This window comes from Bacillus sp. L_1B0_5, from assembly GCF_000836715.1.
Taxonomy (GTDB): domain Bacteria; phylum Bacillota; class Bacilli; order Bacillales; family Bacillaceae_G; genus Bacillus_A; species Bacillus_A thuringiensis_S.
Map to the genome: position 1 here is coordinate 1 of NZ_JXIS01000024.1, position 15,671 is coordinate 15,671.

The window sequence follows — 15,671 nt, forward strand, 5'->3', positions numbered from 1 at the left end:
TCCGGTTTCACTTCTGGTTCCTTCGGCTCTTTCGGATCCTCCGGTTTCACTTCTGGTTCCTTCGGGTCTTTCGGATCCTCCGGTTTCACTTCTGGTTCCTTCGGCTCTTTCGGTATCTTAAAATCTTCTTTTGTTTTCGGTAAAATTGTAACTGTAGGCTCAAGTGGTGGATTTATTCTATCGTCCACTACTGCTTTATTTGTTATCCCTTTACTTGGTGCTGCTTTTACCTTCGCTTTAAAAATAATACTACGTTCTTTCGTATCTGTAATTTCTAGATACTTCGCTATTACTTTTCCAAACTCCATTTTTAACTCTACTGGATTTGGCTCAGCCCCTTCAAATCTAATGCTATCTTGCACGTACTCTAAACCGGCTGGAATTTCATCTTCTACCTTTACCTCAGCTAATTTTCCGTTTTCTACTGTATTTTCAAAGCTAATTCGGTATTCGATTTCTTCTCCTAGCTTCGGTTCTTTATTACTTACTGTCTTCGTTGCTTTTAACTTACCAGCTTTATATTCTGGCTTTATTGTCGCTGTCGGTTCCATAACTGGATGATTTGGGTCATCTACGTGAATAATCGCTTTATTTGTTATTTCCTCTCCAACTTTTACTGATTCTTTTACCCTTACTTTAAAGATGATACTTCTTTCTTTCGTATCCGTAATTTCTGGATACTTCACTGTTACTTTTCCATTCTCAACTTTAAGTTCTGTTGGTACAGGCTTATCACCTACGGCCTTCAGACTATCTTTCACATACTCTAAACCAGACGGAATTTCATCTTCAATCTTTACATCAACTAACTTTCCGCCATCTACTGTGCCGTTAAAAGTAATTCGATATTCGATTTCTTCCCCTAGCTTTGGTTCATGATTACTTACTTCTTTCCTTGCCTCTAGTTTCCCATCTTTATATTGCGGTGTAATTGGTATAAGTGACTCAACTGGTGGATTTGTCGGATTATTATCATCCACAACCGCCTTGTTTATAATTTCTTTTCCTACTTGTACCGTTTCTTGTACTTTCGCTTTAAAGATGATACTTCTTTTTTTCGTATCCGTAATTTCTGGATACTTTGCTGTTACTTTTCCATTCTCAACTTTAAGTTCTACTGGATTTGGTTCCGGCCCATCAGACTTTATACTATCCTGTACGTATTCTAAACCGGCTGGAATTTCATCTTCTACCTTTACCTCAGCTAATTTTCCGTTTTCTACCGTATTTTCAAAACTAATTCGATATTCTACTTCTTCTCCTAACTTCGGTTCATGGTTGCTTACTGTTTTTTCTGCTTGTAATGCACCAGCTTTATATTGAGGCTGTATAGCGACATTCGGTTTCTCTGGTGGATTTATAGTATCTTCCACAACCGCCGTATTCACAATCGCTTCGCCAATTTTAGCTTTTTCTTTCACTTTTACTTTAAAGACGATGCTTCTTTCTTTCATATCCGTAATTTCTGGATATTCTGCGAGTACTGTGCCGTTTTTCACTTTTACATGCAACGGTTTTGGATTATCCCCCTCAGCTCTTTCGCTACCTTCTACAAACTCTAAACTGTTTGGTAATTCATCCTTAATTTTCACCTTCGCTACTTTTCCATGCTCTACTACGTTACGGAACGTAATTCGATACTCTACTTCTTCTCCTAATTTTGGAGCTGGGTTATTTACTGTTTTCTCCGCTTTTATTTTTCCATTCTTATACTCCGGTGTAATAATCGCTTCTGGTTTTTGCGGAGGATTCTTTGGATTATCATCATCCACAATTGCCGTATTCACGATTTTCTTACCGACTTTTACTGCTTCCGTTACTTTTACCTTAAAGCGAATACTACGCTCAGTTGTATCAGTAATATTTTCATACTTCGCTGTGATTTTTCCAGCCTCTTCTTTTAGCTCTACTGGATTCGGTTCATTACCTTCTGCTTTTAAACTGTCCTTTACATACTCTAATCCATTTGGTAGTTGATCCTCGATTTTCATCTCGGCTAACTTTCCGTTTTCTACCGTATTTTTAAAACTAATTCGGTACTCTACTTCTTCTCCTAGCTTTGGATCTTTTTTGCTTACCTTTTTATTAGCTTTAAATTTACCAGCTTTATGCTGCGGTGTAATATCTACTTCCGGTCGCTCTGGTGGATTTTTTGTATCATCAACAATTGCTTTATTTACAATTGCTTTGTCCACTTCAACAGAATCTTTCACCTTCACTTTAAAGATAATACTTCTTTCTTTCATGTCAGTGATATTTTCATACTTCGCACTAACCTTACCAGCTTCTTCTTTCAACTCTACTGGGGCTGGCTTATCACCTTCTGCTTTTAGACTATCTTTCACATACTCTAATCCAGACGGAATTTCATCCTCAATTTTCACCTCTGCCAGCTGTCCATCTTTCACCGTATTATTAAATGAAATTCGGTATTCGATTTCTTCCCCTAGCTTCGGTTTATGATTATTCACCTTTTTATGAGCAGCAATTTTACCGTCTTTATATTGCGGTGTAATTTTCGCTGTCGGTTCAGTTATAGGGTGGTTCGGATCATCAACATGGATAATTGCCTTATTTGTAATGTCCTTCCCTATTGCAACTGAATCTTTCACCTTCACTTTAAAAACGATACTTCTTTCTTTCGTATCCATAATCTCTGAATACTTTGCCATTACCTTACCATTTTCTACTTTCAACTCCACTGGTTTTGGCTCTTCACCTTCAGCCTTTTCGCTTCCTTCTACAAACTCTAATCCAGCTGGAATTTCATCTTCTATTTTTACCTCTGCTAGTTTTCCATCTTTCACCGTATTATTAAAAATAATTCGATATTCGATTTCCTCACCTAACTTCGGTTCATGATTACTTACTTCTTTTCTCGCCTCAATTTTTCCATCTTTATATTGTGGTGTAATCGGTACATAAGGTTCTTCTGGCAAATTCTTTGTATCATCTACAATTGCCTTATTTACGATTTCTTCGCCCACTTTTACGATTTCTTTTACCTTCGCTTTAAAGACAATGCTTCTTTCCTCTGTATCTGTAATTTCTAGATACTTTGCCATTACCTTATTATTTTTCACCTGTAGCTCTACTGGTTTCGGTTTAGAACCTTCTGCTGTGATGCTGCCTTCTACATACTCTAAACCATTTGGTAATGCATCCTGTATATTTACCTCTGCTAGTTTTCCGTTTTCTATCGTGTTTTTAAAACTAATTCGATATTCTACTTCTTCTCCTAGTTTCGGTTTATGATTATTGGCCACTTTCTGCGCAGCAATTTTACCATCTTTATATTGCGGAGTAATTTCCACGTGAGGCTCTTCTGGCTCATTTTTTGTAGCTACTACGATTGCTTTATTAACAATCTCCTTGCCTATTTCTGCTTCTTCTTTTACTTTCACTTTAAAGATAATACTTCTTTCTTTTGTATCCGCAATTTCTAGATACTTTGCCATTACCTTGCCGTTTTCAAATTTCAATTCTACCGGACTAGGCTTAAATCCTTCTGCTTGTAAACTGTTCTCTACATACTCTAATCCAGCTGGAATTTCATCTTCTACTTTAACCTCTACTAGTTTTCCGTTTTCTACCGTGTTTTTAAAACTAATTCGGTATTCTACTTCTTCTCCTAATTTCGGTTTTTTATTGTTTACAAATTTCTCTGCTTTAAGCTTACCGTCTTTATATTCTGGCGTAATTGTTACTTCTGAAGTTGTTGGATCTTTTGTATCATCAACAACTACTTTATTGACAATGCCTTCACCAACTTTTACTTCTTCTTTTACTTTCGCTTTAAAGACGATACTTCTTTCTTCTGTATCCATAATTTCTGGATATTTGGCGATTACTTTTCCATCTTTCACTTTCAGTTCTACCGGATTCGGCTTAGAACCTTCCGCTCGTAAACTATCTTTCACATACTCTAATCCATTTGGTAAATCGTCTTCTATTTTTACCTCTGCTAGCTTTCCGTTTTCTACCGTGTTTTTAAAACTAATTCGGTATTCTACTTCTTCTCCTAACTTCGGCGTTTCATTATTTACCGTTTTCTTCGCTTCTACTTTTCCATCTTTATGCTGCGGAGTAATTTCTGCCGTCGGTGTTTCTGGTTCATTTTTCGTATCATCAATAATTGCTTTATTGACGATTTTTTTACCGACTTTCACTTCATCTTTTACTTTCACTTTAAAAGTGATACTTCTTTCTTCTGTATCCGTAATCTCTGGATACTTCGCCATTACCTTACCATTTTCCACTTTCAATTCTACTGGATCCGGCTTAGATCCTTCTGCTTTCACACTGTTTTCTACATACTCTAAACCTTCTGGTAAAGTATCTTCTATTTTCACCTCTGCTAGTTTTCCGTCTTCTACCGTGTTTTTAAAACTAATTCGGTATTCTACTTCTTCACCTAACTTCGGCGTTTCATTATTTACCGTTTTCTTCGCTTTCACTTTTCCGTCTTTATGTTGCGGAATAATTTCTGCTATCGGTGTTTCTGGCGGATGTTTCGTATCGCTCACAATCGCTTCATTAACAATCGAATCGCTCACTTTACCTTTTACTTTCACTTTAAAGGTAATACTTCTCTCTTTCGTATCTGTAATCTCAGGATACTTTGCCATTACCTTACCGTTTTCAAATTTCAATTCCACTGGATCTGGCTTAGAACCTTCTGCTTTTACACTATCTTTCACATACTCTAATCCATTTGGTAAATCATCTTCTATTATTACCTCTGTTAGCTTTCCATGTTCTACCGTATTTTTAAAGCTGATTCGGTATTCCACTTCTTCTCCTAACTTAGGCGTTTCATTATTTACCATCTTTTTCGCTTCAAGTTTTCCAGCTTTATACTGAGGAATAATTTCCGCTGTCGGATTAACTGGCTTATTTTGCGAATCATCAATAGTTGCTTTATTAATGATTTTTTTACCGACTTTTACTTCTTCTTTTACTTTCACTTTAAAAACGATACTTCTTTCTTCTGTATCCGTAATCTCTGGATATTTTGCCATTACCTTACCGTTTTCAAATTTCAGCTCTACTGAATCTGTTCCAGTACCTTCTGCTTTCAAACTATTTTCTACATACTCTAAACCTTCTGGTAAAGTATCCTCTATTGTCACATCTGTTAGCTTTCCGTTCTTTACCGTATTTTTCATACTAATTCGGTATTCTACTTCTTCTCCTAACTTCGGTGTTTCATTATTTACGATTTTCTTCGCTTTAATTTTTCCATCTTTATGTAATGGTGTAATTTTCGCTTCTGGTTCTTTCGGATGTTTCATATCATCAACAATTGCCTTATTGATGATTTCCTTACCCACTTCCGCTTCTTCCTTCACCTTTACCTTAAAGACAATACTTCTTTCTTTCATATCCGTAATATTTTCGTATTCAGCAATAACTTTTCCATCTTTCACACTTAACTTTAATGGAGCTGGTTTATCACCTTCAGCCTTTTCACTGCCTTTTACATACTCTAAACCGTTAGGAATTGTATCCTCTATCGTTACCTTTTCTAGTTTTCCGTTTTCTACCGTATTCTTAAAGCTAATTCGGTATTCTACTTCTTCTCCTAGTTTTGGTGATGGATTATCTACTGTCTTCGTCGAATCAATTATTCCATCCTTATATTGCGGAGTAATTCTTTCTTCCGGCTCAATCGGTGGGTTTTTCGTATCATCAACAATTGCTTTATTGACAATCTCTTTATCTACTTTTGCTTCTTCCTTCACCTTTACTTTAAAGACGATACTTCTTTCTTTCATATCCATAATATCGATATACTTAGCTTTGACTATCCCATTTTCAACAGCTAATTCTACTGGTCCAGGTGCTTCTCCTTCAGCCTTGATGCTATTTTCTACATATTCAAGACCTTTTGGAATTGTATCTTCCACTCGCACCTCTTCTAGTTTTCCGTTCTCAACCGTATTATGAAAACTAATGCGGTACTCGATTTCCTCACCTAGCTTTGGTTTCTTATTATTAACTACCTTTGTAGCAGCAATTTCACCTTTTTTACTTTGTGGTGTAATAACAACCTTTGATTCAACAGGCTCATTTTTCGGATCTTTTGCAATTGCTTTATTTACAATTGCCTCCCCTACTTTTGCCGAATCTTTTACTTTCACTTTAAAAACAATACTTCTTTTTTCTGTATCCATAATTTCTGGATACTTTGCCATTACTTTTCCGTCTTCCACTTTTAGTTCTACTGGCTCTGGTTTTATGCCTTCAGCTTTCAAACTATCTTTCACGTATTCAACACCTTTAGGTAATGTATCTTCTACTAGCACCTTTTCTAGTTTTCCATTTTCTACCGTATTATAAAATGTAATTCGGTATTCCACTTCTTCTCCTAGTTTTGGTGTTTGATTCGTTACGCTTTTTTCTACATCCACTTTACCGTATTTATAATCCGGCGTAATCTTTTCTTCTGGATGCTCAGATTGTCCATTTGGCTCACTCACAACCGCTTTATTAACAATCGTTTCTCCCGCTTTTGCCTCTTCTTTTACTTTCACTTTAAAGGCAATGCTTCGCTCTTTTGTATCCGTAATCTCTGGATATTTTGCTATTACCTTACCATTTTCTACTTTTAACTCTACTGGATTTGGTTCAGCACCTTCAGCTCGCTCACTACCTTGAACAAATTCTAAGTTAGCTGGAATTTCATCTTCTATTGTAACTGCATCTAGTTTTCCGTTTTCCACCGTATTTTTGAAGCTAATTTGATATTCAACTTCTTCTCCTAGCTTCGGCTTCTTATTTGTTGCTTTTTTCTTTGCAGCAATTTTACCGGCCTTATGCTGTGGTGTAATCTTCTCTTCTAGATCCTTTGGTGGATTTGTTTTATCACTAACGGTTGCTTTGTTAACAATTTCTTCACCAATTTTTGCAGTTTCTTTTACTTTTGTTTTAAAGACGATACTTCTTTCTTCCATATCCATAATTTCTGGATACTTTGCAATTACTTTGCCATTTTCAAACTTTAGCTCTACTGGCTCTGGTTTTATACCTTCGGCTTTCAAGCTATCTTTCACGTATTCAAGACTACTTGGTAATTCGTCTTCAATTGTCAATACATCTAGACGTCCATCTTTTGTCTTATTTTTAAATGTAATACGATACTCTACCTCGTCACCTAGCTTCGGTGTTTTATTAGAAGCTATTTTTCTCGCCTCTATTTCTCCCGGAACTTCTTTTGGCAGCGTAACCGTAACATTTGCATCATCTGCAGTTTCATAATTTACCTCGGTACTATCTTTTCCCTTTACAGCAACGATATTTTTTATTGTTGTATCTGATTGTACAGAAGCTTTCACTTTTACTTTAAATGTAATAATGGCACTTTCACCAGGCTTTAAAACACCACCGTCTTTAGCATCTGCCCCTTCACCAATACGGAAATCAATTTGATTATTTACAAACTCTGCTTCATCGTCGCTTGCATTATCTGTTTTATTTCCTTTATTACTTCCAGAAACATATTGAATAGACCCCGGAACATACTCTAAACGATCATCTAATTTATCAAAACCTTTTACATTAGATACAGGTGCTTGGTTATTTTTCGTATCATTTTTCACTTCAATTTGATACGTAAACTCTTCACCGGCTTTAATTTCCTTAACTTCTTTACCAGCACTATCTAATGCCTTTTTATCAACTTGTAAGTTTGGAGCATTATGTTCTGTTACGAATGTAGCATTGTTTAATACGTAAATATCACCAGTACCACCATTTGCTCTAAAACGCATTTTTGCTTCTTTTAAATCATTTTTTACTTGAGTAGGTCCTTCAAGATGATACGTATGAATGTCAGTACTGAATGAATTTGTCCAATCCGGGTTATATCCTGGATATTTTTTTGTAACAAACTCGTTAGTACCGTCTACTTGTACTTCTGTCATAGACGAATCATTCGCATCATTATCTTTACCGTTAATATTTTTTATCTTTATATATCCAGCACCAAAATCATATTCTCCATAATCATATGCATATCCATCTTTCTCAGCTGGATCACCTTGCGATGAAAAATAACTAAATTTCGCCTTAAAAGCACCTTCTTTTGGTGTGTTTATTTTATTAACACTAATATCTGTCCAAGCTGTGCTTTTTTGAGAGACTAGCCCTTCCCAAATCTTCATGTCTTTTACTGTTTCTTTATAGTTTTCATAAACTAATATAAGATTCCAGTTACCCCAGTAATAGCCGCCACCTGCTACATCTTTAATTTGTGGCACATTCGCAACTGTCAACGTTTGAGAAATGCCTTGCTGTGCAATTACATTTGTTACATCTGCATACGCAACATAACCAGCACCACTACCTGAGTAATTAGAAATATAAGGTAGGTAATCCGCTTTTCGTATGCTATCAGCACTTACCTCTGCATATTCTTTATTTCCCATTTTCATTTTGACTGGTTGTCGTACATCATTATCACTAACTCTTTGATTAACATTTGTACTAGTTACAGTTCCCATTGCAGCTGTCCAAAACAAATACGCCTTTTTCACTTTACTTCCGGCAGGGATGTTAGGAAATGCACCTGTTGACGAATTAAAAGTACTATCATCGTTATCAACGTTCACAGTCATTTTATTCGTTTTATAACCCATACTTTGTCTTCCATAATGATCCGTAGTCAAACCAAGCGTCACATTACCAGTTTGTACTAAATTACCGGCAGTAATAATAGAATACAGTGGGTCTCCAAATCCTTGTTTATCTCCTGTTTGGATTTGAACCTTCGAAGCATTTTCTGATGCAGCTTGTACTTCTGCATCACTCTGCTTTACTGCTAAAGGTGATTGCTTTTTCTCTTCTTTTAGTTGCTCCTCAGCTTCAGGTTGTTGTACCTTCTCTATTTCTGTTTTTTGTGTAGGTTTATTTTTATCTTCTACAGATACTTTTAATTTTCCATCTACTTCTTTAGTTTTTGAATCAGTTGTTGATCCGATAGCTTTCTTACTACTGTCAACCTCATCATCTGTATTAGCTTCCAACTTATCTTCAGAAGGAAGCCCTTCAACATCTACAGACATGCTCCCTATTTGTAGTTGATCCTTTTGCACACTAATTTTTTGCTTATACTCTTTATTAAAATGTTGTGCACGACGAGCTTTTATTAACACAGTCATTTTTTCATGTGATTTTAAATCTTGAATTTTAAGATTAGAAGAAAGAATCTTTCCTCCCTTATCTTTTTCCTCTACATAGAAATCCGCTACCTTATTTTCAGGTAACTTCTCTCCGTTTACTTTCACAGATTGCGAAGGGAACGTGATTTCATTCTCATTATTTTGTTTAATTACCAATTCTTGAATTGGTATATCTCCCGTATTTTCAATCGTATATTGAAATACGTGCTCCCTCTCCGCTACTTCTCCCTTATATATTTCAGCATTTACTTGCTCTGCCTTAATTTTCACATCATTTCCTTGTAACTCATCCCAGCTTTTTTTATTTATCTCTGTAGCAAAAGCACTGGGTGAAGGCAATATGATGGATAGGAGAAGTGTGATCATCGTTACGACATTAAAACACTTCAATACTTGCTTCATATTTTCTACCTTTCTCCTTTCTATATACTTGCTATCCGTCTACTTAATTTCAGTAACCCTTTCATTTAGTAGCCGGAGGCATAGCAATATATATCCACTCGCAACAATCCGCCCTACGAAAATGTATCGTTGAAATCCCAATTTCAACAATATAAATCTCATAGAATATTACTATTTCAATTTATCAAAAATAATATATATATCGGACACTTATACAAACCTTTACCATTTTTTAATATAGTAAAAACGCTCTACTGTATAGGTTTATATAACAGTTAAAGGATACATAAAAATCTTAACATACTCCCTAACCTATTCATACATACAATAGAATTTTTACCATTTTTTAGTTATTTCAGTTTGTTGTTTATGATTAAAATTTTCAAAAAACAATAACCGTTACATGTAAAAATATGTTACATTATAAAGGAACGTACGTTCTTATTTTGGAGGAGGAATTGTTAATGATAAACGAACCCATTATCGTAAAAAAAGAAGCTTTCCAAGCAATCGGCGTTTCGATTAAGACGACTAATGAAAAAGAGGCATCTACTCAAGGAAACATTCCCGAGCTTTGGAACCGATACTTTCAAGAACAAATGATGCATCACATCCCAAATCAACAAACGAAAGAAACATTCGCTTTCTACTCAAACTACGAATCAGATGAAACCGGTACATATACATTTACAATCGGTATGCCCGTTTCTTCATTAGAAGACGTTCCTGAAAATATGACAACTTTAACAATACCTGCCGCTACGTATGCGGTATTTACAACGAGAAAGGGACCAGTTGCTGAAGTCGTTTGCGAAGCTTGGGAATATATTTGGCAATGGTCGAAAGAAAATAAACGTGCCTTCACAACAGACTTTGAACTTTACGCCGAAAGAGCATTAGACCCAAATCATGCACAATTGGATATTTATATTGCGTTAGCCTAAAAAAAGATGCCCATTCGGCATCTTTTTTTGTCGTTAAATAGCTACTGGGCAAATCCATTATTATTGTCTACAATGAGAAAGTGCAGTATAGAAATATTAGAAACTGTATAAAGTGAAACTATACTCAGCGGAGGGCATCTCCCATTGAGTATTAGCCCTCACCAATCGGGCGTTTACTGGTTTTTCAGTTTAAATTTGTCACATAGAAAGGAAGCAATATGGAGGAACTACAACAAAATAAAACTGCTTTAGAAGGAAGCGGAAAACCGTTATTAAAAAATACGAATTTCCTTTTTCTTTGGGCAGCTACTCTTTTTTCAAGCTTTGCTTTAGCCTTTTTTACTTTTTCACAAACGTGGTACATAGCAAAAACATTAAACCTTGAAGCTTCACTCGGTGTTGTTTTCGTAGCTCTTAGTGTTCCAAGGCTTATTTTTATGATTATCGGCGGCGCTGTAGCTGATAAATTCCCGAAAAAAAACATTATGTTTTACTCCAATATTATTCGAGCGATTCTTGTCGCAACCATTCTCACATGGTTTATCGTTGGTGATGTAACACTATATACATTTGCTTTATTCGCTTTATTCTTTGGACTTGCTGATGCTTTTTTCTGGTCAGCTGACGGATCAATCTTACCTGAACTTGTAGAAAAAAGCCGTTTAACACAAGCAAACTCACTTACACAAATGACGAACCAAGCATCGGTCATCTTAGGCCCTGTACTTGGTGGAATTCTGATCAAATTTACAAACTACGAGACAATATTTTCCATTACAATTTTATTACTGATTGTCGCAGCCATACTCGTTCAAAAAATACAATTTACGATGCCAGAACTAAAAGATACAGATAAAGGTATGTTCACTTCTATTAAAGAAGGAATCTTATATGTAAAGGAATCGCCATTCCTTTCAACTTTCCTTCTTTGTAGCGCCTTTTTAAATTTATTTTTAATTGGTCCGATGCAGGTCGGTTTCCCGCTTTTCGTTAAAAATGTTCTGCACGGTGACTCGCTCCATTTCAGTTACTTAGAAGCATCTGTAGGCGGCGGAATGGCAATAGGCGCTGTCATTGTCGGTTTAAAAAATATTAATCGTAGACGCGGACTATTTTGCATTATCATGATGCTACTGTCTGGTGTATTCTTCTTATCCATCAACTTTAGCACCGTACTTTGGCAAGCATTATTAGCCGGCATGTTTTATGGTATTACAATTGCAATGGCTATCGTTCCGCTTATGGCGATGATTCAATCGACAGTAAAAGAGGAAATGATGGGACGCGTAATGAGTTTACTTATGTTATCATCAATGGGCTTTATCCCGCTCTCTTATGCATTCACATCACTCGCACTTGCAATGGGAATTCCAATCGTAACCGTTATGAAAAGCGGTGCAATTGCTGTTATCGTCTTCGTACTATTTGTAGCGATTCGTGTTCCAGTTGTAAGAAAGTTCGACTAGCTACTTGGAGTCATGTATTATACGCATGGCTCTTTTTTAAATGGATCAAATAACACTATCCCCTTACTTCTTCTCACAGCTGCTCCCCATTCTAACCCCACCTCTAAAAATAAATCTCGCACTGTACTATATAAAAGTGCCTTCACATTTTTACGGATTTCCCCGTATTTATAAGCTCTCACGACACTCTTCACTCGCCAAATGAAATTTCCATACACTTCTTCATCAGCTAATATTTGCTCTAGTAAAACACCTTGCTCTAGCAATCCGCTCTTTTTATATGCAAGTTCCACCTTACTCCAAAATATATTAATTTTCTTCGGATTACTCGTCATCGATACCAGTGCGTATATAAAAGGCTTCGGTATATCATGACGGCAATACGTCTCATCAAGCTCGTACGTTATTTTTCTTTTCTCTTTTATTTGTGGAATGTTTTTAGAAAGAATTGTTTCCCCCTCACTTTTTTGCTCCTTTCCGCTACAACCAGCTGCATAATCCTCACTTTCACATGCGGACATTTTCATACGGTCATCCATGCGGTCAATTGCAGACGCAAGAAATACATATAAGTTCGCACTATACCCACCGCGCTTATGTCTTTCTTTTGTTGCAACACGCTTTATAATTCCTAGTTCCTCTAACTTTGCAATTGAACGGCGTACTGTACGAATACTCTTTCCAACATTCTTCGCAATCGTCTCCATTAACGGACAGGCGACTCCTACTGTTTTTTGTTTCTCATTCACCGCATACTTTCCTAAAAAATGAATAATGATAGAATCAGTTTTATTCAATTGAAATCGATAGCACTTCAAAACTTGTTTTTGATATGTATTAAACTCTTCTTTACTTCGAAATTCACTGTATGGTTTCATTAAATTATATAAGCTTCCCATTTATATCACCTCATTTATAAGTAAGAGGCAGGAAGCGAAATTGGCGTGATAATTAATATTTTTTTAATGGAGATGAAAATATGATCGTAATTAGCGCTTGTTTAGGTGGTATTGCTTGCCGTTATGATGGGAATGACAATCTCGTTTCAAAAATAGAGGAGCTTCTGCAACAAGAAGATACAGTCCTCATTTGTCCTGAAGTATTAGGGGGACTACCAACGCCTCGTCCCTCAGCTGAAATTATTGGTGGGAATGGCGACGACGTTTTGGACGGAAAAGCGAAAGTGATGACAAGAAATGGTGAAGATGTCACAGAAGCTTTTGTAAATGGTGCTTATAAAGCATTAGAACAAATTAAAGATTTACAACCAGAATATATTATTTTAAAGGAACGCAGCCCATCTTGTGGCAGTTCTACGATTTACACTGGAGAATTTAACGGCAATAAGCAAGTTGGTTACGGAGTAACTACTGCTTTATTTAAAAGACACGGATTTAAAGTCATTTCAGAAGAAGAATTTGAAAACAAAAAAAGGAATTGACCCTGTTCGTCAATTCCTTTTTACCTGTCTTATTTCACACTTAATTTTTCTTTCACTTTCGCTGGAAGCTCGTCTTTCTTCACTTCTTCCCAAGCTGATACACCTTTTTTATCTGAATGATATACACGTAGAAATGCTTCTTTACGAAGATTTTTTTGTGCATTAAATTCTAATTCTTTCTCTTTACCGTCTTTATCAAATCCAGTTAGTTTATATTGATAATCTTTATATGGTTCACCATTACTAGACTTACCATTATACTCTTTTCCATCTACTGTAATTTGAACGTAATACTCATCTTTACCCATACGGTTTAAATCACAACCAACTAACAAGCTTGCGAATACAACTAAAATACTAAACAGTGCAATGTACCTTTTCATTTCCTTCACCTCATATGTTTTTTCTTATATTCTTATCTTAAAGCCCAGAGCTTAAAGAAGAAATTCAAAAACATGACATGAACATTACACTTTTGTAAGATAATAATTATTTCTTCACTTTAGAAATTGTCATTCCATCACCAATTGGAACGAGTACAGATTCTAAATGCGGGTCGTTTGCTATCATTTCATTAAACTTCTTCATAACTTCTGTATAACGTTTTTGTTTCACACTCTCATCAGCTACACTACCGCCAATAACGTCTTTCACGCCAGTTTCGCCACTTATCACGTAATTTCCTTATACCGTTTATTACGCCTTCTATTATGCCTTCAATTATAATCTCTATTACAAGATATCTTACTAAACTAATAATAGGTTTAATTACGTATCTCCCTATGAATTCAAAAATATCCTCCATCATATTTTCCTCCTTCTTTCAAAAGAAAGCTGCTACTACTCCGCGTCCTTTTACGTCCAGTTACAACTGCTGCCCTACTGCGGTATATACCAACAAGAATAATACGACAACATCCACAATAACGCTATTGAATTTGGAAGAGACTTCGGTAAATACTATAGTTAACATGGCTAATAAAATTATTTTTCCATCTATATTCGGGTATGCTCCCAAAAACTTTATAAAATCAACGACAACTTTACTACAACTCTTCCCATAACTAATTTATTATCGTGGTAAACCATCTTCCACTACATCCGTAACAGTTCCATTCGGTTCAAAGATTACACGTAATGATCCTTCTCCACCATAACCAGTATAATCATATACTGAATAAGATTTATATTTCTCAATCACATGTGGCTGTCCAATTGCAGCTTTTACCTGATTCGCGGGCATACCTTTTTTTATTTTCAAATAGTGATTGTAACTTACTGCTGCCGAATTGTTATTTACATCTTTATACCACGGTACACGATCGTTTTTTTCTTCATATTCCTTTACAGGCTCTTCAATACGTTTCGTAGATACCCGATTCTCTTTATCTTTATCTGTATCCTTTATAGCAGTACGTTCAATATTCACAACGTAACCATATGTATTTAATTCAACTATAATTTCATATGTACCATCCGTATCTTTTTCAGTATAAAATACGCGTTTTTCATTGTTATTATAATGTTTTACGTTCTCACCACCGTAGTCAATCGTATTAAGAATATCCGTATACGTCATACCTTCCTCAATCTTTTGAGATTCATCATGAGAAATATAACGCTTCTGTGATGATGAAGCGTCCTCATTTTTAATACTTTCACGTTTACTCGTAGTCATAGGTGTTTTCTTCTGATCTTTTAATACGTCACCTTCCGCCTTCACTGGTTGCTTTGCTCCTACTTTTGTTAATACGTCTGTATCGCTAGAACAAGCTCCCAAAATCGATACTGTAGTCAACGCCATCCCTACTATAAGTACTCTCTTAAATGACTTCACTCTAATCCCCCCGGTATTTTTTAATATCTAGTAATCAACGTATTTTAATTAATACGGAACTATTCAGTTCTATACAAATTGCTATAGCCTTCTCCCTCATGCACCTTTTTTATATAAAATGAAACTTTAATCAGTGGGGCTCTTACTGCCCGTTAATGCGGGATAAATCTACCTAGCAGTAATAACCGATGCAGCTACAGCTAGTCCGAACATAATCCCCAATCATCTTCGTTACAAATATTAATATTAAATATAACTAATAAATAGTATGATTCTGCTATTTATTTACATTTCTGTTGCATAATCTTGTCTTAAACGAACAATATGAAAGTCGAATTCACAACATTTATCATACATTCTATATATAATAACATTCAAATAAAATTCTAAAGTAACTTT

At 35.7% G+C, this 15,671-nt stretch carries 8 protein-coding genes; 3 read left to right on the forward strand and 5 right to left on the reverse strand.

The annotated features are described in order from the left end of the window. Nucleotides 1-9,584, reverse strand: a 9,584-nt coding sequence (locus tag RT27_RS07370) for an isopeptide-forming domain-containing fimbrial protein (protein WP_043935748.1), incomplete at its 3' end; no start/stop codon positions are given. A gap of 464 nt (nucleotides 9,585-10,048) precedes the next feature. Here RT27_RS07370 and RT27_RS07375 point away from each other — a divergent pair. Together RT27_RS07375 and RT27_RS07380 are read left to right on the forward strand one after the other, a co-directional pair. Then, nucleotides 10,049-10,528, forward strand: a complete 480-nt coding sequence (locus RT27_RS07375) for a GyrI-like domain-containing protein (RefSeq protein WP_029443505.1) — start codon at nucleotides 10,049-10,051, stop codon at nucleotides 10,526-10,528. Nucleotides 10,529-10,746: 218 nt separating this feature from the next. After that, nucleotides 10,747-11,994, forward strand: coding sequence for an MFS transporter (locus RT27_RS07380; RefSeq protein WP_043935750.1), 1,248 nt, complete (start codon nucleotides 10,747-10,749; stop codon nucleotides 11,992-11,994). A 17-nt stretch (nucleotides 11,995-12,011) separates the two neighbouring features. Here RT27_RS07380 and RT27_RS07385 read toward each other — a convergent pair whose 3' ends face one another. After that, nucleotides 12,012-12,893 (reverse strand): helix-turn-helix domain-containing protein, encoded by an 882-nt coding sequence (locus RT27_RS07385; RefSeq protein ID WP_016079870.1) that lies wholly within the window; start codon nucleotides 12,891-12,893, stop codon nucleotides 12,012-12,014. An 80-nt stretch (nucleotides 12,894-12,973) separates the two neighbouring features. Here RT27_RS07385 and RT27_RS07390 point away from each other — a divergent pair, with 80 nt between their 5' ends. Then, a complete protein-coding gene (locus tag RT27_RS07390; RefSeq protein WP_016079869.1) occupies nucleotides 12,974-13,435 on the forward strand; it encodes a DUF523 domain-containing protein in 462 nt (153 codons plus the stop codon). A gap of 29 nt (nucleotides 13,436-13,464) precedes the next feature. Here the strand turns inward: RT27_RS07390 and RT27_RS07395 are convergent, their stop codons facing one another. The 3 genes from RT27_RS07395 to RT27_RS07405 form a co-directional block, all read right to left on the reverse strand. Next, nucleotides 13,465-13,818 carry a YxeA family protein gene (locus RT27_RS07395; protein ID WP_016079868.1) on the reverse strand — a complete coding sequence of 118 codons (354 nt, stop codon included), beginning with the start codon at nucleotides 13,816-13,818 and terminating at the stop codon, nucleotides 13,465-13,467. A 106-nt stretch (nucleotides 13,819-13,924) separates the two neighbouring features. Beyond that, entirely contained in the window at nucleotides 13,925-14,110 is a 186-nt protein-coding gene (locus tag RT27_RS07400) for a methyltransferase (RefSeq protein ID WP_043935752.1), read from the reverse strand. Between the two features lie 397 nt (nucleotides 14,111-14,507). Beyond that, entirely contained in the window at nucleotides 14,508-15,272 is a 765-nt protein-coding gene (locus RT27_RS07405; protein ID WP_043935753.1) for a hypothetical protein, read from the reverse strand. Nucleotides 15,273-15,671 lie beyond the last annotated feature (399 nt).

Excerpts from the sequence above, each read along its gene's own strand:
- RT27_RS07375 (WP_029443505.1), top strand. The coding sequence starts at position 10,049 with ATGATAAACGAACCCATTATCGTAAAAAAAGAAGCTTTCCAAGCAATC.
- RT27_RS07380 (WP_043935750.1), top strand. The coding sequence starts at position 10,747 with ATGGAGGAACTACAACAAAATAAAACTGCTTTAGAAGGAAGCGGAAAA.
- RT27_RS07385 (WP_016079870.1), bottom strand. The coding sequence starts at position 12,893 with ATGGGAAGCTTATATAATTTAATGAAACCATACAGTGAATTTCGAAGT.
- RT27_RS07390 (WP_016079869.1), top strand. The coding sequence starts at position 12,974 with ATGATCGTAATTAGCGCTTGTTTAGGTGGTATTGCTTGCCGTTATGAT.
- RT27_RS07395 (WP_016079868.1), bottom strand. The coding sequence starts at position 13,818 with ATGAAAAGGTACATTGCACTGTTTAGTATTTTAGTTGTATTCGCAAGC.